Genomic DNA, 19,201 nt, shown 5'->3' on the forward strand with positions numbered 1-19,201 from the left:
ACACTCGGCCCGGTAGCGGCCATAACGAGGTGATTTGATGTCCAATTTGCTTAGAACTCCACTCTATCCACTTTATCAGCAATATGAAGGTGTACGGTGCATCGATTTTGGCGGCTGGGAGCTTCCGGTGCAATTCAGCGGGATTCAGAAGGAACATGAAGCGGTGCGCGAACGGGCTGGACTGTTCGATGTATCCCACATGGGTGAATTCACGGTGCAGGGTGAACAGGCCGAAGCATTTTTGCAGAAACTGACGACCAACGACGTGACCACCCTGGTCCCCGGCCAGGCACAATACACGTTAATGTGTTACCCGGACGGTGGCGTAGTGGACGATCTGCTCGTATACAAGCTGGAAGATCAGCATTATATGCTCGTCGTGAATGCCTCCAATATCGACAATGACTGGGCATGGCTGCAGGAGCACATGGTCCCTGGGGTGAGCATGACGAATGACTCCGCGGAAACAGCTCTCCTGGCTCTACAGGGCCCGCTTGCTGCAGACACCATCGGAAAAGTTACTGATACCGACGTATCCATAATCGAGCCTTTTCGTTTTGTACAGAATGCTGAGGTCTGTGGTGTAAAACTGCTGCTGTCCCGCACCGGTTATACCGGAGAAGACGGCTTCGAACTATACGTACAGGCAGATCAGGCCCCTAAGGTCTGGAACGGATTGATGGAGGCGGGTGCTGACCACGGACTGGTTCCGGCTGGACTTGGTGCCCGGGATACACTTCGATTCGAAGCGAAGCTGCCCCTCTACGGACAGGAATTGTCGCCGACCATTTCACCGCTGGAAGCAGGCGTTGGCATGTTTGTGAAGCTGAATGCCGGACCTTTTATCGGACACGAAGCGCTATTGCAGCAAAAGAATGATGGACCTGCCCGCAAACTGGTCGGCATTGAAGTGCTGGAACGCGGGATTCCACGTCCCCACTATCCTATCTACGCAGAAGGCGTGCAGATCGGGGAAGTAACAACCGGTACACAGTCCCCTACGCTGAAGCGCAATCTGGGGCTCGCCCTAATTAATAGCCAATATGCTGCACTCGGCACCCCGCTCGAGATTGAGATTCGCGGCAAAAAGCTGAAAGCCGAAGTTGTGAAGACCCCTTTTCATAAACGGACACGTACGTCAAAGACACCTACCCAAGGAGCTGAGCAAGCATGAGCAAGCACCGCTACATTCCCATGACTGAACAGGATCAGAGCGCCATGCTCGCAACCATCGGTGTGGACACGATTGAAGATCTGTTCCAGGACATTCCGCAGGAGATTCGTTATCAAGGCGAGCTGCCTGTTTCCTCCAAACTGGATGAATACACACTGACACGTCATATGTCTAAGCAAGCCGGCGCGAATGCCAATTTTGAGACACACGCCAGTTTCCTGGGTGCAGGCATTTACGATCATCACATCCCTTCCGTTATTAATCATGTCATTTCCCGTTCCGAGTTCTATACTGCCTATACGCCATATCAGCCCGAAATCAGTCAGGGCGAGCTCCAGGCGATCTTCGAATTCCAATCGTATATCTGTGAACTGACTGGAATGGCTGTAGCCAATGCGAGTATGTATGATGGTGCGACCGCATTTGCAGAAGCAGGGAATCTGGCCGCTGCGGCAACACGCCGCAAACAGCTAATCGTATCTCGTACCGTTCATCCCGAAGCCCGTCAAGTGTTAAAGGCTTATGCACACGGTCTGAATTTGGAGATTGTCGAGGTTGGTTATCAGAACGGGGTGACCGATTGGGATGCCCTTCAAGCGGCCGTATCGGATGATACCGCAGCCGTCATGATCCAGAGCCCGAACTTCTTCGGTGCCGTGGAAAATGTAAAACAGGCTGCAGACCTCGCGCATGCGCACAAGGGTCTGCTTGTAGTCAGCGCAAATCCGCTGGCGCTTGGTATGCTCGAAGCTCCAGGCAAGCTGGGTGCCGACATCGTTGTCGGTGATGCACAGCCGCTTGGCATCTCCGCTTCGCTCGGTGGTCCTACATGTGGATATTTCGCTGTATCCCAGGCTCATATGCGCCGGATTCCCGGCCGAATTGTTGGCCAGACAACGGATCGCAACGGCAAACGTGGTTTTGTACTGACACTCCAAGCACGTGAACAGCATATCCGCCGCGAAAAGGCGACTTCCAACATTTGCTCCAACCAGGCATTGCTTGCCCTAAGCGCTTCGGTGTATATGTCTACCATGGGAAGACAGGGCATGATTGATGTGGCTGATCTGAATTTGCAAAAGAGTCATTATGCTCTTCAAGCACTGACAGCAATTCCTGAAGTCAGCCTGACCTTTAATGCACCTACCTTCAATGAGTTTGTCATCCAGCTGCCTGAAGGGACAGACATCGATGCCCTTCAGTTGAAGCTGCTGGATGCCGGTTTCATCGGTGGATATGAACTAGGACGGGATTACCCGGAGCTTGCCGGACATATGCTGGTCGCTGTTACGGAACGTCGCAGCAAGGAAGAGATTGACGAATTCGCACGTGTATTGGAGGGATCGCTGTGACTCAGGAAATAACAACCATCCAAGGACAGCCGGAAACGGCAGCTCCTTCGCAAGCCGAAACCAGCACGCAACAAATGACACAAGCAGCATCGCCTGCTCCAGAGCAATCGCTGATCTTTGAACTGAGCAGCCCGGGGCGTGTCGCTTACTCCCTGCCCGAATGCGATGTTCCGCGTCAAGATCCCGCCAGCTTGATTCCCCGGGAAATGCTGCGTTCGGAAGCAGCTGCACTGCCTGAGGTATTTGAAGTGGATGTCATTCGTCACTATACTGCCCTTTCTCGCCGGAACTTCGGGGTAGATAATGGATTCTATCCACTCGGCTCTTGTACAATGAAGTACAATCCGAAGATTAACGAAGATGTAGCTCGCTACAATGGATTTGCTAAAATCCATCCGTATCAGCATGAATCCAGTATTCAAGGTGCACTTGAACTTCTGTATACGTTGCAAAATGACCTTGCAGGTCTGACTGGCATGGACGCGGTGACCCTGCAACCAGCTGCTGGTGCACATGGTGAATGGACCGGCCTCATGATGATTCGTGCCTATCACGAAGGTCGTGGTGAACAGCGGACCAAAGTCATTGTTCCGGATTCTTCACACGGCACCAACCCGGCAAGTGCAACCGTGGCTGGCTTTGAGACGGTAACCATTCCATCCCGTGCGGACGGTCTGGTCGATCTGGATGCACTGCGTGCGGCCGTAGGTTCCGATACCGCAGCCTTGATGCTGACCAACCCAAATACCCTGGGATTGTTTGAAAAGGACATTCAGGAGATTGCCTCCATCGTGCATGAAGCTGGTGGCCTTCTCTATTATGACGGAGCCAACTCCAATGCCATTATGGGTATTACCCGTCCTGGGGACATGGGCTTTGATGTCGTGCATCTGAACTTGCACAAAACGATGAGTACTCCGCATGGCGGAGGTGGTCCTGGTGCGGGACCCGTCGGCGTAAAAAATCGTCTGATTCGGTTCCTGCCGAAACCGATGGTGATCAAGAACGAACAGGGACAATACGCCCTGGATCGGGAAGGAGATCAATCGATTGGTCGGGTCAAAGCGTATTACGGCAACTTCGGTATCTTGGTACGTGCCTATGCCTACATTCGTACGTATGGACCTGAAGGCTTGCGCCGGGTATCCGAATGTGCCGTACTCAATGCAAACTATATGATGGCACGTCTTGCACCTTATTACGAAATTCCGTACCCAGGGGTATGTAAGCATGAATTTGTCATGTCTGGCCGGGGGCTGAAGCAATATGGTGTAAGAACATTGGATGTAGCCAAACGGCTGCTTGATTTCGGATATCATCCGCCAACCGTCTACTTCCCGCTCAACGTAGAGGAATGTATCATGATTGAACCAACGGAAACAGAAAGCAAAGAAACGCTGGATGGCTTTATCGATACGATGATTCGCATTGCCAAGGAAGCAGAAGAGACACCTGAACTGGTACTCAATGCCCCCTATGGCACGCCGGTTACCCGTCTGGATGAGACCACAGCAGCACGTAAACCTGTATTGAACTGCGCGTGCAGTTAATACCCAGCCATTCAACTAAACGGCTCCAGCTGATATTTCAACGTCAGCTGAAGCCGTTTTTTAATTGCAGATGTCGCACGCCCGAACGCTCTCTATCTCATTCCATATAATCCTAAATTAGCCCGCAAAAAAAGCCGGCATCCGCAGTTCGCAGATACCGGCAATATCGCTGCATTCCTGCAGCCCATTCATCGGAAAAAGAAAAGACCTTAAAATCCGGAGGAAAACCCTCGCAAACTTACGCTTTGATGCTTTGAACCAATTCAACCACTTGCTCAGCAGTTTGCATGTCCAGCGCTTTAGCAGCCAGTTCCTGCATGTCCGCACGGGACAGCTTGGTGATCTGGCTACGAGCTGGCAGGATGGATGTTGCGCTCATGCTGAACTCATCCAGTCCGAGACCAAGCAGCAATGGAATTGCTGTTTCGTCTCCCGCCATCTCTCCACACATGCCAACCCATTTACCTTCGCGATGTGCTGCATCGATGACCATTTTCACCAGACGCAGAATAGCAGGGTTGTATGGTTGGTACAGATAGGATACACGCTCGTTCATACGGTCAGCAGCCATGGTGTATTGAATCAGATCGTTCGTTCCGATACTGAAGAAATCAACCTCTTTGGCGAATTGATCCGCAAGAACCGCAGTCGAAGGAATTTCGACCATGATACCCAGTTGAATGCTGTCGGAAACAGCAATCCCTTCAGCTACCAGCTTCTCCTTCTCTTCGAGCAGGACCGCTTTCGCTTCACGGAATTCACCCAGTGTTGCGATCATTGGGAACATGACACGCAGGTTGCCATGTACGCTTGCACGCAGCAATGCACGCAATTGTGTACGGAAAATATCCAGACGGTCCAGACACAGACGAACTGCACGGAAACCAAGGAATGGATTCATTTCTTTTGGCAGATCCAGATATGGAAGCTCTTTGTCTCCACCGATATCGAGTGTACGAACAACGACAGGTTTGCCTTCCATTTTTTCGAGTACAGCTTTGTAAGCATTGTACTGAATATCCTCGGAAGGAAGTTTGTCTCTGCCCATATACAAGAACTCGGTACGGTACAGGCCTACAGCCTCTCCACCGTTCTCCAGAACACCAGTAACGTCATTCGGCGTACCAATGTTAGCTGCCAGTTCCACATGAACGTTATCCACCGTTACAGTTGGTTCGTCACGCAGTTTTCTCCACTCGGCACGTTGTGCATCATATTGTTCCTGTTTGGAACGATACTCCGCAATTACCTCATCTGTTGGGTTAACCAGAACATGACCGTCCAAGCCATCAACGATAATCATATCGCCTTGTTTGGCTTGAGCCAGAATGTCTTTGGTTCCCACAACAGCCGGGATTTCAAGAGAACGAGCCATGATTGCAGAGTGGGAAGTACGTCCGCCAATGTTGGTTGCAAAACCTTTTACATATTGACGGTTCAATTGAGCTGTATCGGAAGGCGTCAGATCCTCCGCCAGCACAATCACTTCCTCGCTGATCTCAGCCGGACTCATGAAGTCGATACCAAGCAAGTGATTCAGCACACGTTTGGTTACGTCACGCATATCTGCAGCGCGTTCCTGCAGGTAAGCACTCTTCATGTTCTCGAACATGGAGATGAATTGCGATGCCGTTTCGTTGAGTGCAAATTCTGCATTCACTTTTTCATCAGCAATTTTTGCTTTTACCGGATCAATCAGTTCCGGGTCATTCAGAATGAGCAAATGGGAAGCAAAGATTTCAGCCTTTTTCTCGCCAAGCTCTTGTAAAGTACGCTCTTTGATCGCCTCAAGCTCAGACTGGGACTTGCCCAGTGCTGAGTCGAGTTTTGCGATCTCTGCGTCAACGTCGTTGATTTGGCGTTTTTCTACAGAGTAATCAGGATGCTCCAAGATAAACGCCTTGGCGATAGCAATACCCGCCGAAGCCGCGATCCCGGAAACATTAAGCATTAATTTCGCCCAGCCCTTCGTTAACCATAACGTCAGTCAGAGCTTGAAGAGCTTCAGCTTCGCCTTCGCCTTCAACGATGATGCTGATCGTGTCACCTTGTTCCAGACCGAGGGACAGAACGCCCAGGATGGATTTCAGTGTTACTTTTTTACCATTAGCTTCTGCAAAGGATTCTGCACCTTTGAATTTGTTAGCTGTATTAACCAAGGCTGTCGCCGGACGTGCGTGGATACCATCTTCGTCTGTAATTCTGAATGTTTGTTGCATTACAATCATCTCACTTTCAAGTAGTTTATTTTAGGCATTGCATATATTTACACTTGCTTGCCATTGTCGGAACACTTCTTATTTTATCTCAATGATTGGCTGATCGCCAATTTTCAGTACTCCACTCTTCTTCAGGGTCACCGTGGAGCCTTCGGGCAAGTTGGTGAAAATCACTGGCGAGATGATAGAAGGAGCGTTAGCTTTCACATACTCCAAGTCCACTTCCATAATCGGTTGACCGGCCGATACCAGATCACCTTCCTGCACAAGCACGTTGAAACCTTGACCTTTCAATTTCACCGTGTTGACACCTATATGAACCAGTACTTCTTTGCCGCCGTCAGACATGATACCGACAGCATGTTTGCTAGGGAATACGTTAAACACTTTACCGTACACAGGCGAAGTAATCTTGCCATCATGCGGCAGCACAGCGAAACCGTCACCTGTCATTTTCTCGGCAAAGACCGGATCAGGTACGTTAGTGATATCCATCAATTCACCGTTAACCGGCATGACGATATCTTCGGCAATAATGCGTTCGCCTTCTGCTCCCGCCGCCTTCTCCTCTTCAGGAGCAGGTGTAACATCAGCAGCTGGTGCTGGTGCCGGGGTGCGTCCTGCAATGATGTCCTGCATTTGGGACTTGATTGTATCTGAACGTGTACCGAAAATGGCCTGTACATTATTACCCACTTCAAGCACGCCAGATGCACCTAATTGTTTCAAACGATCTTTATTTACATTGGATTTCTCATTTACTTCAATCCGCAAACGAGTGATACATGCATCCAGGTGTTTGATATTCTGCTGTCCACCGAAGGCTTCCAGAATATTGTGTGGCAGATCGTCTGTTGAACCTGATCCTCCACCCGAGTTTGTTTCAGGTGTTGCATCTTCGCGACCTGGTGTTTTGAGGTTGAACTTGCGAATGATCATTCGGAATCCGAAGTAGTAGATCACGGCAAGAATCAAACCGACGATAATAACGTCCCACCATGGTGTGCGGTTCGGGATGATCCCGAAAATCAGGAAGTCAATGAATCCACCGGAGAACGTCATCCCGATTTTGACACCCAGAATTTGCATTGTCATGAAAGACAAACCTGCGAAGATACAGTGTACTGCAAACAGGACTGGCGCCACAAACAGGAACGAGAATTCAAGTGGCTCTGTAATCCCGGTAAGGAACGAGGTCAGCGCAGCTGAACCCATGATCCCTGCAACATACTTTTTGTGCTCCGGTCTTGCTTCATGGTACATCGCAAGTGCCGCAGCCGGCAAACCGAACATCATGAACGGGAATTTACCCACTTGGAAGGTTCCCGCCGTGAGGTTTACACCATCACGCAATTGGTTGAAGAAGATCTGCTGGTCCCCACGAATAACGTCTCCAGCCTTGTTCACATACTCACCGAATTCAAACCAGAATGGAGAGTAGAAAATGTGGTGGAGTCCAAACGGAATAAGGGACCGTTCCACAACTCCGAAAATGAATGCCGAGAGCGTCGGACTCGTATCTACCATGAAATGAGATACAGCATTCAGTCCATTTTGAATCGGTGGCCAGATGACCACCAGCAGTAACCCGAGCAAAAGGGAAACAACCGAAGTGATAATCGGAACAAAACGTTTACCTGCAAAGAATCCAAGGTAAGACGGCAGTTCGATTTTGAAGAACCGATTGTAACACAGTGCTGCGGCTATACCAATGATGATACCTCCGAACACACCTGTACTCAGTGTAGGAATACCCAAAATACTGGCATAACCTGGTACTTCGCCGATCATTGCCGGCGTTACACCAACTGCAGTACCCAAAGTGACATTCATCACCAGATAACCAATGATGGCCGCAAGACCTGCCACACCTTCGCCTCCGGCCAGCCCAACGGCTACACCTACGGCAAAGAGCAATGCCAGATTGTCAAATACGATCTGACCTGCGTTCATCATGATTGTTGCAATTGAGTTCACCCATGGGGTATCCAGCGCCGTTACATATTGCAAAAAGTCCGGATTCACCAGCATGTTACCGATTCCGAGCAATAAGCCCGCTGCTGGTAGAATAGCTACAGGAAGCATAAGAGCTTTACCTACTCTTTGCAAGACGCCAAAAAGCTTTTTAAACATCGCGTCGTATTCACCCTTTCGTTAGATCTGTATGTCGTGATGCAAGCAAGGGAAATCAAAAAAGGCATAAGCTAATAAAGCGAATTGTACCAACCTTCGGGTATAGCATACCCTGTATAAGGTAAGAACAATCACACTCTAGAAACTCATGCCTGATCGAGTCAGTAACACGTCGCTTATGTTTTTTTCAGTTGCTTGATTACGGACACCATTGTAGCATCACTTCAAAAACAGTGCAAGCCTTTACACTAAAATTCTCAGGAAGCCATTCCATACGTGGAAAAATTTCACTTGTTCTCTTCTTCTTTCCTTTGATACAGCCGTTGAAGATGAATAGTCAGATACCCCACCTCTGCAGGATAGACAGGAAGATTCAATCTTTTCTCCATGACTTTGGTCAGCTTCCATGCAAGCGAGTACATTTCGGGATACTCCAACTTGAGCAAGGAATCGAGCTTATGAAGTTCTTCCACCTTGTCCCCTCGACGCACACGTTCCAATGCAAAGCGAAGATGCGTAAGCAGGCGCGAATAGTCCAGCGACTCCGTTTCAAACGAATATTCCAACTGATCCGAGACGATTCCTACCAGGTCGGTAATCAGCTGTGAATGTTCGCGTACTTGGGATATGTTTTGGTTGGTCATGGCACTGTAGATATGCAGCGCTATAAATCCAATTTCGTCCATGCCCAAGTCGACACCGAGCTTCTCCTTAATGAGGCGAACGGCGTAATCTCCCATCCGATATTCTTCCGGATAGATCTCACGAGTTTCATATAGAAACGGATTTTGGATGACAATGCCCTGTTCTTTGCGCTTAAGTGCAAAAGAAATATGATCAGTCAATGCAATATGAATATGTTCATTGAGCGGAACATCCGTACGCTCTGCAATATACGTAATGCATTCGTTAATAATCTCGATCAATGCCTCATCCACTTGCGGAAGAAGCTGTTTGTACTGCTCTTGTTCCTGCTGGTTTTTCAAAATGAACATTTTCTCCACAGCCATCAAGGGAATGATGTCACCGGTTTTCCGGTTGAAGCCAATGCCTTTACCGATGACGACGACTTCACCATGTTCAGGATGCTGTGCAATAATTACATTATTATTTAACGCTTTGTTTACATGCAGGCTGCTCACTGTTTGCACCTCTTTTTTCATACCATCTGGAATGTGATGTCGTCACATCCTCGTAATGAACGAAAAGACGTCCGATGCGGGCAAACCGCGCCGAACGTCTCGCTTAAAAAGTAACAAAAAATCACGTTAAGGTCAATAGAGCTTCACGCATCGTTCACACCTAGTCTTAATCCTCTGCCCCAGTTCTTTCCACAATCTTGTCAATCACAGATGGAGTCGTTGGTGTCTCGCTCTGCTGAACAGCAACAGGTGCTGGTGTTTTGGACTTGGTCAAACCTTTAATTAACTGCTCTACATCGATGCCCGATACGCTTTTCAGCATCTCAGGAGCTGTAGACATCAGTTCGGTCACATAGTTGCTTACACGTGCTGCACCCTCACCCTTACCTGTATCTACAACCGTCAATTTATCAATGGATGAGATCGGCTCTGCAATTTTACCAGCAAGTTCAGGCAGCATTTTGACGATGATATCGAGTACTGCAGCCTCGCCAAACTTCTGGAACGCTTCCGCCAATTTTTCCTTCGCTTCAGCTTCCGCCAGACCGCGCAGACGAATGACTTCTGCATCCGCAGTACCTTTGGCCCGCTCTGCATCGGCCATAGCCTGACCTTCAAGCCGTTTTTGTTCGGCTGTTGCTTTGGCTTGGGTTTCGATGGAGTATTGTACTGCATCGGCTTCGCGCATTCTTTTTGCTTTATCCGCTTCGGCCGCCTGCTCGACAGCATAACGATCTGCTTCCGCTTTTTTCTTCACTTCCGCATCATACTGCTTCTCACGTACGGTAATTTCTTTTTCTTTCAGGTCAATCTCACGTTCTTTACGCACGAGTTCAACTTTCATCTGTTCTTCAACAACCGTCTGTTTCGCACGTGCTTCTTGGATATGATACGCTTGGTCCGCTTCGGCCTTAGCTGTATCCTGGTCGCGCTTAAACGCTGCCACTTTCAATTCCTTCTCTTTGGCTGCTTCGGCGATATTGGTATCACGGAGCAATTCCGCCTTTTGTCCTTGCTCTTCCGCATTCGCTTTTTGAATACGTGCATCTCTCATTGCTTCGGCTTCCGCAATTTCGGCATCCCGCTTCACGGCAGCAATTCTCGGTTTACCGAGCGCGTCCAGATATCCTTGTTTGTCACGAACATCCTTGATGGTAAAAGATACAATCTGCAGACCCATCTTCTTCAGATCTCGTGCAGCCACACCTTGAACCTCTTGTGCGAATCGATCCCGGTTCCGATAAACTTCCTCCACAGTCATGGTTCCGAGAATGGCCCGCAAATGCCCTTCCAGAACTTCCTGTGCTTCGCCTCGTAACGCTTCAACGGGTTTACCAATAAATTGTTCGGCTGCTGTTGCTACATCTTCCACAGCACTACCAACTTTGATAATTGCAACACCGTCCGCAATAACCGGAACACCTTGTTCCGTATATACTTCAGGTGTGGATACATCCAGCTTGTGAGACAGCAAGGAGATAAATTCCGATTGCTGGAACACAGGCCAGATGAAAGCACCACCGCCACGTACAATTTTAATTTTCCGACCGGACTCATCTTCGGAAATATTTTTATTACCCAGGAATGAACCCGTAACAATCATCGCTTCATCGGGTCCAACCGTTTTATATCTCGCCCAGAAGGCCAAACCAAGAACCAGAATGACACCTACAACAATTGCAGGAATCAACAACACATCCATATTCAAATTATCCATCCACATCTCTCCCCTTATTACAATGATGACAAAACAACTTCTCTCGTTCTACTCAAACGTCTTTAAGTACATCTTCATCCCATTCCGCCACACGAAGCACACCTTCAGTTACGTCCACCACGACAACGCGCACTCCCACCGCAATAGGACGATGTTCGAAACTGGATGCCGTATGAATCGTGTTACCGGAAGCAACACGGATCATGACCTCACCGAAACCCCTTTCAGGTACTGGAATCGTAATTTCTCCGATTTTCCCGGACAATTCCTTCATGGAAAATGCAATGGAAACCTCACTATTCCGCATCGGCTTGATATAAGCAAAGAATACCAGCATGGCAGCAGCAATACCTATAAGCAGGGATAAGATAAGACCCGCAATGGCACTTACCGAGCTATAACGTGTCAACATGATGCCAGCCCCGCCAAAGGCTGTAATAGAACCAGCAAGTACAACAGGTTTGAGAAAATCGATGCCTGGCAGTTCAAAGGCTCCATCCAGCATCCCGTCAATCAAATCACCCAGCACCAGGCTGACGATCGCAAATATGGCTCCTCCGATTAGACATCCCCAATAGATGGACTCCATTCCCCGTTCCTCCTCTCTTCTGCCGTAACACCTAACTCACTGGGCATTCCTCATGTAAATAAATACGTAGCTACCCGCAAAAAGTTTCAAAATCTTTCCTCATTTGTATTCCAGACCCGATAATGGTTATTCTACATGATATTTCACGCAAAAAGACCGCAAATCTCCATATTGTGGAGATTTGCGGTCTTTATTAATAATTAAATGCAGTTTATTACAGCGATGCTTTGTAAATGGATACAACATCCTCACGCTGCAGCTTCTTGAAGTTACCAAATGGGCCAAACAGCATTGCCTTGTCAGCCATAACATCAATCTGGCTGTCGTCAATATCATAGTCAGCAAGACGACTAGGCGCGCCAATAGACGTCCAGAATTTACGCAAGGCTTCGATGCCTTCCTCGGCTACCTGTTGGTCCGATTTGCCTTCCGGATTGACTTCGAAGACATTAATCGCCAATCGTTTGAAACGATCCACGTTTACGTCCAGGTTGTGTTTCATCCAGTTCGGGAACAGAATGGCAAGGCCCCCGCCGTGCGGGATGTCATATACAGCTGATACTGCATGCTCGATGTTGTGGGTTGCCCAGTCACCAGCAAGGCCCATGTTCAGTACACCGTTCAAGGCCATCGTACCACAGTACAGAATGGTTTCGCGCAGCTCATAGTTTTCCAGATCCTCTACCAAACGAGGTGCTGCATCCATAACGGTACGCAGAATTGTCTCACAGAAGCCAAGTTGTACTGGCGTATTCTCATCCAGATGGAAATAATGCTCCAATACGTGAGACATCATATCAACCATGCCGTATACCGTCTGATCCAAAGGTACGGTATATGTATTAACCGGATCAAGGATAGAGAACGCAGGGAACGAATACGCACTGCCCCAGCCCAATTTTTCCTGGGTATCCTGATTGGTAATAACGGAACCCGAGTTCATCTCGGAACCGGTCGCTGCCATGGTCAGTACGGTACCAAGTGGAAGTGCATCTTGGGCAACTGCTTTACGCTGAGCAAAGTCCCACATGTCGCCATCATATTTCGCACCTACGGCAATCGCCTTGGCGCAATCGAGCACACTACCCCCACCTACGGCGAGAATCAGCTCGATGTCCTGAGTTTTACAGATGTCTACTCCTTTATGGACAGTCGAAAGACGCGGGTTCGGTTCCACGCCCGCCAGTTCTGTAACTTCTGCTCCGATTTCCTTAAGCAATCCGATCACTTGATCATACAGACCACTACGTTTAATGCTGCCGCCGCCATATACAAGCAAAACCCGTTTGCCGTATTTCGGCACTTCGGTTTTCAACGCTTCCAGTTGTCCTTTACCGAAGATCAGACGGGTAGGGTTATAAAATTGAAAAGATCTCATAATCTATGTCGCCTCCATTGGAGTTAGAATGTTTGTACAACTCCAATTATAGTACCCCGATTTTATAAAAACAAATCCATAGTCACTCACTTTATAACAAGCCGTTGATTTGCAGATGGGCACGGAACATATCCATGCTGGAAGGCAGACTCTCCTTGTCCACCCAGGTCTCGGAAGACCACAATCCCGCCTGCTTGAAGGCTCTCGGGCAATGGATAAAGCATTCATTCACGTCTACAATAACCGCTGCCCCTATCGTTTTTCCCGTCCAGTCCATACTGTTAATAAACTCCTCATCCTTCGTAATAGAAGCTGTTCCATTGATGCGTAATACTTCGTTCATACCGGGAATGAGGAAGAGCATACCCACCCCAGGATTGTTTAGGATGTTTAACAGCGAGTCAATGCGGCGATTGCCTGGACGCTCGGGATAGACCAGACGATGTGGATCAAGAACCTTCACGAAGCCTGCTTCGTCTCCACGGGGGGATGCATCACTTCTACCTTCCCCATCGGAACTGGACAGAAAAAATAGGGGTGACATGGATAAAAAATGTTCAACATGGGAGTCCACAAACGATATCGCTTTGTTTCTCACGTGCTCATGAGGCTCACCCACCATGTTTTGCAATTCTGCTGCGTCGGTGATTAGCGGTATGTTCAGTGGCTTCTTTTGCATTTATTCGTCCCCGTTTCCTAAACTTCAAGTATTTGTTCAAGCCTATGATAATCATTCTCATATTATACAATGAACGACCCACCTCTGCCATGGCTCTGTGTTTATTGCTCAAGATAGAAAGATACTTTGGTTACTTGAGCTACATGAGTACAAATAACCATCGAACCACATACACAAGTAATTGCAAGTTGAATGATTTATTGTATTGAATAAAAAGGATAGACGAGCATTGCTGCTCACCTATCCTTTACAAATGATTATTCATAGCATCATATTACTGGCCACTTGTACTTATTCGGTATATCCCATGCTTTCTACAAATCGACGGAAACCCTGACGTCCGGCTTCATCATATTTGTAAACTCCGGCATGCTCCAAAATCTCGGAAAACTTAAGGCCTACTTCCTGCTGAATGAGAGCAACGGCCTGTTCCTTGTCCAGGTTGGAACCGAAACGTTCTTTCAGTTCTTCCGCCCAGCGAAGATGCTGGTTCAAAACATGATCAGAAGCCTGGGCAGCTTCCGCAAGCCGAGTGTCCCCTGCGAGAATATCAGCGATTCCGTCCAATTCTTCTTTTAATCGCCCTGGAAGGATCGCAAGCCCCATGACTTCGATAAGTCCGATGTTCTCTTTTTTCAAATGATGCATTTCACGGTGCGGGTGGAAAATCCCCTCCGGATGCTCTTCATTCGTACGATTGTTGCGTAGAACCAGATCCATCTCGTAACCACCGTCCGCACTGCGACGAACAATTGGCGTTACGGTGTTGTGAGGTACCTGCTCTCCATTCACCTCGCTGAACGCCTGGATCTGAACGGAAGGATCACTGTACAGTTTCCACGCTTCATACACGGCGTTACCCGCTTCGAGCAGCTCCGCTGGATCATGTGAAGCGAGCCGAAGAACGGACATTGGCCATTTTACCAGACTCAGGGTAAGCCCAGGTGCATCCGCATGACGGAATACCGCTTCAGGTTTCGCATTTTGGATGGCAAATGTATGGCGTCCACCTTGGAAGTGGTCGTGAGTCAGGATCGAACCACCCACGATAGGCAGATCTGCATTGGAACCAATAAAATAATGCGGATACTCGCCTACGAAGGCAAGCAGCCTGCGCAACGTATCTTTTGTCAGCTTCATAGGCACATGATCATGATGGAAAATGATGCAATGCTCGTTATAGTACACATACGGCGAGTACTGGAAGAACCAAGGTTCACCGTTTAATTCCAGCGGAATAACGCGCAGGTTTTGACGGGCCGGGTGGTTTACCCGGCCAGCATAGCCTACATTTTCCCGGCATAATTGACACTTCGGATACACCGGTGGCGGAAGCAGTTTGGCCATGGCGATTTCCTTCGGACTTTTCTCCGGCTTGGACAGGTTAATCGTAATTTCCATATCGCCATATGGCGTTTCCTGTGTCCAATACACATTCTTCGAAATTCGGTCCATACGAATGTAGTTGGAGTGAATCGACAGCTCGTAAAACTTCGCTGTGGCTGCTTCAATACCTTCTGTTTGCTCTGTGTGGCGGAACGCGCGAACCACCTCGGATGGACGGGCCATCAGCTGACCCATAATTTTCGCATCCAGCAAATCACGGTACGTATCGGTATTCTCCGGAATGAGTCCAATTGCATAACCATAGTCAATCAACGTATCCAGCAAAGATTGCGGTCCATCCGGTACAATCTCGTTCAGCGCTCCATCGTACGGCTCCGAAAATCCGAACTGTTCCAGCAGAAGGTTGCGGCTATAATCATAATCCGCTTCTTCAATCAGCTTGTTCTGCAAGGCAAATGCAACCAGACGTTCAATGGCATGCAGTGCTTCCTGCTGCTCCGGTGTCCGGTCTGTGGTGCCTGCAGCATTATGGGTCTGTGACATATTGATGTTCGCCTCCTAGTTTTTTCCGTAGCCGTTAGGATGAGATTGGTGCCAGCTCCAGGCACTCTGAATGACATCTTCCAGATTGGTCCGTGTCGGATTCCAGCCCAGTACGGATCTTGCTTTGGCAGACGATGCGACCAGTACAGCCGGATCACCTGCACGGCGCGGCTCCTGTACAACCGGAATATCAAGTCCGGTCACTTTTTTCGCAGTTTCAATCACCTGTTTAACCGAGAAGCCTTGACCATTACCCAGGTTAAACACGTTGCTGTTTTCCCCTTTGCGGAGATAATCTACCGCGCGCAGATGCGCATCTGCCAAGTCACTCACGTGAATATAATCGCGGACACAGGTTCCATCTTCTGTCGCGTAGTCATCGCCAAACACGGCAATGTGCGGACGTTGTTTCAGTGCGGTTTGCAGTACGAGCGGGATCAAGTGGCTCTCCGGCTGATGGTCTTCACCAATTTTACCGCTATCATGTGCTCCAGCTGCATTGAAGTAACGCAGGGACACATATTTGATCTCCTGTACTTTATCGAACCAGGACATCATGCGTTCCATCATCAGTTTCGTTTCGCCATACACGTTCGTAGGTTCAGTGCGGTCGCTTTCTTCGATTGGCACTTTCTCAGGCTCGCCATAAGTGGCGGCTGTTGAAGAGAATACGATCCGGCGCACATTGGCTGCATTCATCGCTTCCAGCAGGCACAACGTACCGAACACGTTGTTGTCATAATACTTAACCGGATCCTTCATGCTCTCACCGACCAGCGAGTTGGCTGCAAAGTGGATGACTGCATCAATGGAGTTTTCAGCAAACAGTTTGGCCAGAAACGCCTTGTCACGCAGATCTCCTTCATACAGTTTGCCGCCAAGCAATGCTTCCCGATGCCCTGTCTGCAAATTATCCAGAACCACAACTTCCTCGCCGCGTTCCAACAAAGCCGCTACCGTATGCGAACCAATATATCCTGCCCCACCTGTCACCAAAATTGCCATTTTACTTCGCCTCCTTCAATTCTTTGACACCGTCGCCTACTCCGCACACATAGAAGTCTCCTTTAAGACTTGTACGTGCTTCATAAGCTGCCCCCACTTCGCGGACAAAGCGTTCTACATCATCCTCATGTACCAGTGACACCGTACAACCACCGAATCCGGCTCCCGTCATGCGTGCGCCAAGTGTGCCTGGAATGCGCTGCGCTTCCTCAACCATCACGTCCAATTCCTCACAGCTTACTTCATACAGATATCGGAGCGATTCATGGGAAGCATTCATCAGCTTGCCAAACGTTTCCAGATCGTTATTACGCAGTGCTTCCACCGATGCAAGCACACGCGCATTCTCTTCCACAACGTGCTCAGCACGCTGTCTTACCTTCTCATCCTTGATGTGATCCTGCAGGGTTACAAATTGCTCCGGCGTCAGTTGCGCCAGATAATCAAGTGCAGGCAGCTGTTCCTTCAAAATGGCAAGTGCCTGCTCGCATTGGGAGCGCCGCTCGTTATAGGCCGAGTCTACCAGACCGCGACGTTTGTTCGTATTGCCAATGACCAGCTTATAAGAGCCTGTACGGAAAGGTACTTTCTCATATTCAAGCGTATCACACATGAGCAGAATGGCATGATCTTCTGCTCCGTTAGCCACGGCAAACTGATCCATAATGCCGCAGTTGACGCCAACGAACTCGTTTTCTGCTTTTTGGGACAGAAGCGACAACTGTACTGTATCGATCACTGATACACCTTCCATGGACTGAATTGAGTATCCTGTAAGCACCTCCAGCGAAGCGGAAGAGGATAGCCCGGCACCGTTCGGAATTTCACCGTGGTACAGGAAGTCATATCCTTTCGTTACCTTCACGCCTTTACCTTGCAGTTCAACCATGACACCAACTGGATAATCTGTCCACTCCCCTGTTTTCTCCTTGCCGATCGAGGACGTGTCCAGCACGCCTTCATAGGACATATTGGTGGAAGCCAGCTGCAATTTGTCGTCCTTCCGTTCCCGGATAACAAGTGTTGTACCGAATTCAAGTGCTGCCGGAAGCACGTACCCACCATTGTAGTCGATATGTTCCCCGATCAGATTTACACGTCCAGGAGCATGGAATACACGGAGATCCGCTTCACTCTCTCCGTACTTCTCAATAAACTTTTGTTTCAATTCATGTATGTTCATTGCTGCTGCACCTCATCTCAATGTTGTTGTTTTGTTAAGGTTATTATACAAGAAAGCGGTACCTCTTGAAATGCAACCATGTGTGTTTCATATGGATAAATGTGACCTTCCGTCATATAATGGAAAGATCACCACAGAAAGAAGGAACGGCACATGATTGATCAACACAAGGAACATTCAGCAGTAGATCCGATAAAAAACACCCAGGAATCCTCGGGGAAAAGTGGAGCAAAAACGTACTCCGTTGCCTCCAATCCGGTCTATTATGAAAAGGGGCCGTTACATGTCCTTTTTGCAGGCGCAAGCCAGACCCTTCCGGGTCATGCTCTTGGTCCAAAACTATACGATTACTATCTGCTTCATTATGTAGAAAAGGGCGCTGGTACATTCCGCACGGAACTCCATACCTACGAATTATCCGCAGGAGATTGTTTCCTCATTCATCCCGGGCAACTGGTAAGTTACCAGTCCGACGCCCGACGCCCCTGGGAATATCGATGGATGGCCTATACAGGCAGCCAGGCTGGGAAACACACGGAAGAAGCGGGATTTCGTCCGGAAAAATCCGTATTTCATGCTGGCCCGTCCTGCGGAATTGCTGACTGGCTATCCGTCATGCAAAATGCATTTGCCGAGCGCAAGGAAAGCTCTCATTTTACATCCATCGGTACGTTATATATGATTCTAGCCGAAGCCCAAAATCACCTTTCTCAGGGACAAACCCTGATTCCAGGTGAATCTTCAATTAGACGGACGGTAAAACAGATGATCCAATACATGTCTACCCAATATGCTCACCCCGTCTCCATTGAACAGATGTCTGCCAGTCTTGGCTACAACCGCGCTTATCTATCCCGGATATTCAAGCAGGAAACCGGTCTATCTCCGGTCACGTATCTGCTCAAGCTCCGCATTGACAAGTCACGGCAGCTGCTGCGTGAACGTCCGGATCTGTCCATTGAGCAGGTATCTGCATCCGTAGGACTGCCAGATGCCCTTTATTTCTCCAAACAGTTCAAACGTTTCCACGGAGAAGCTCCGACTCTCTATCGGGAAAACATTCTCTCCAGACCTCCAGCTCCGAGGCCCGGCATAACAGAACCAAACAAGAAATAACCCTTCAAGAAAAGTGTAAGTGGTTCGAACAACGTCTGGTTACTTGGGCACCATGCATGATATGATTGCAAATT

General features: G+C 48.7%; 15 protein-coding genes. 4 read left to right on the top strand and 11 right to left on the bottom strand.

Going from position 1 to position 19,201, the window contains the following annotated elements:
• The first annotated feature begins 37 nt into the window (after positions 1-37).
• The 3 genes from gcvT to gcvPB all read left to right on the top strand — a co-directional run bounded on the left by gcvT (position 38) and on the right by gcvPB (position 4,076).
• Entirely contained in the window at positions 38-1,174 is a 1,137-nt protein-coding gene (gene gcvT / locus MHB82_RS23380) for a glycine cleavage system aminomethyltransferase GcvT (RefSeq protein ID WP_341175988.1), read from the top strand.
• Entirely contained in the window at positions 1,171-2,526 is a 1,356-nt protein-coding gene (gene gcvPA, locus MHB82_RS23385) for an aminomethyl-transferring glycine dehydrogenase subunit GcvPA (RefSeq protein WP_341175989.1), read from the top strand. The genes gcvT and gcvPA overlap by 4 nt, the downstream gene beginning before the upstream one ends.
• A gap of 74 nt (positions 2,527-2,600) precedes the next feature.
• Complete coding sequence (gcvPB, locus tag MHB82_RS23390) at positions 2,601-4,076, top strand: aminomethyl-transferring glycine dehydrogenase subunit GcvPB (RefSeq protein ID WP_341176687.1); 1,476 nt, start codon at positions 2,601-2,603, stop codon at positions 4,074-4,076.
• Positions 4,077-4,314: 238 nt separating this feature from the next.
• Here gcvPB and ptsP read toward each other — a convergent pair whose 3' ends face one another.
• The 11 genes from ptsP to MHB82_RS23445 form a co-directional block, all read right to left on the bottom strand.
• Positions 4,315-6,027 carry a phosphoenolpyruvate--protein phosphotransferase gene (gene ptsP / locus MHB82_RS23395; protein ID WP_095289546.1) on the bottom strand — a complete coding sequence of 571 codons (1,713 nt, stop codon included), beginning with the start codon at positions 6,025-6,027 and terminating at the stop codon, positions 4,315-4,317.
• Entirely contained in the window at positions 6,020-6,295 is a 276-nt protein-coding gene (locus MHB82_RS23400; RefSeq protein WP_036617010.1) for an HPr family phosphocarrier protein, read from the bottom strand. Before MHB82_RS23400 ends, ptsP begins: the two co-directional genes overlap by 8 nt.
• Before the next feature lie 78 nt (positions 6,296-6,373).
• Entirely contained in the window at positions 6,374-8,428 is a 2,055-nt protein-coding gene (ptsG, locus tag MHB82_RS23405) for a glucose-specific PTS transporter subunit IIBC (RefSeq protein WP_095359763.1), read from the bottom strand.
• A gap of 287 nt (positions 8,429-8,715) precedes the next feature.
• The gene (gene glcT / locus MHB82_RS23410; RefSeq protein WP_095359764.1) at positions 8,716-9,570 is read right to left on the bottom strand and encodes a glucose PTS transporter transcription antiterminator GlcT; all 855 of its coding nucleotides are present in this window, start codon (positions 9,568-9,570) and stop codon (positions 8,716-8,718) included.
• A 166-nt stretch (positions 9,571-9,736) separates the two neighbouring features.
• On the bottom strand, positions 9,737-11,287 hold the full coding sequence (locus MHB82_RS23415) for a flotillin family protein (RefSeq protein WP_341175990.1): 1,551 nt from the start codon (positions 11,285-11,287) through the stop codon (positions 9,737-9,739).
• 52 nt (positions 11,288-11,339) lie between these two features.
• A complete protein-coding gene (locus MHB82_RS23420) occupies positions 11,340-11,876 on the bottom strand; it encodes a protease (protein ID WP_341175991.1) in 537 nt (178 codons plus the stop codon).
• A 214-nt stretch (positions 11,877-12,090) separates the two neighbouring features.
• Entirely contained in the window at positions 12,091-13,254 is a 1,164-nt protein-coding gene (locus MHB82_RS23425) for an iron-containing alcohol dehydrogenase (protein ID WP_154896084.1), read from the bottom strand.
• Between the two features lie 91 nt (positions 13,255-13,345).
• Positions 13,346-13,933, bottom strand: a complete 588-nt coding sequence (locus MHB82_RS23430; RefSeq protein WP_095359768.1) for an MSMEG_1061 family FMN-dependent PPOX-type flavoprotein — start codon at positions 13,931-13,933, stop codon at positions 13,346-13,348.
• 291 nt (positions 13,934-14,224) lie between these two features.
• The gene (locus MHB82_RS23435; RefSeq protein ID WP_341175992.1) at positions 14,225-15,823 is read right to left on the bottom strand and encodes a UDP-glucose--hexose-1-phosphate uridylyltransferase; all 1,599 of its coding nucleotides are present in this window, start codon (positions 15,821-15,823) and stop codon (positions 14,225-14,227) included.
• Positions 15,824-15,838: 15 nt separating this feature from the next.
• Entirely contained in the window at positions 15,839-16,828 is a 990-nt protein-coding gene (gene galE, locus MHB82_RS23440; protein WP_095359770.1) for a UDP-glucose 4-epimerase GalE, read from the bottom strand.
• Position 16,829: 1 nt separating this feature from the next.
• Complete coding sequence (locus MHB82_RS23445) at positions 16,830-18,011, bottom strand: galactokinase (RefSeq protein WP_341175993.1); 1,182 nt, start codon at positions 18,009-18,011, stop codon at positions 16,830-16,832.
• Between the two features lie 153 nt (positions 18,012-18,164).
• On the opposite strand from MHB82_RS23445, the gene MHB82_RS23450 reads away from it, so the two are divergent.
• Positions 18,165-19,127 (top strand): AraC family transcriptional regulator, encoded by a 963-nt coding sequence (locus MHB82_RS23450; protein ID WP_255247930.1) that lies wholly within the window; start codon positions 18,165-18,167, stop codon positions 19,125-19,127.
• Positions 19,128-19,201 lie beyond the last annotated feature (74 nt).

The organism is Paenibacillus sp. FSL K6-2862, from assembly GCF_038005125.1.
Lineage (GTDB): Bacteria > Bacillota > Bacilli > Paenibacillales > Paenibacillaceae > Paenibacillus > Paenibacillus illinoisensis_A.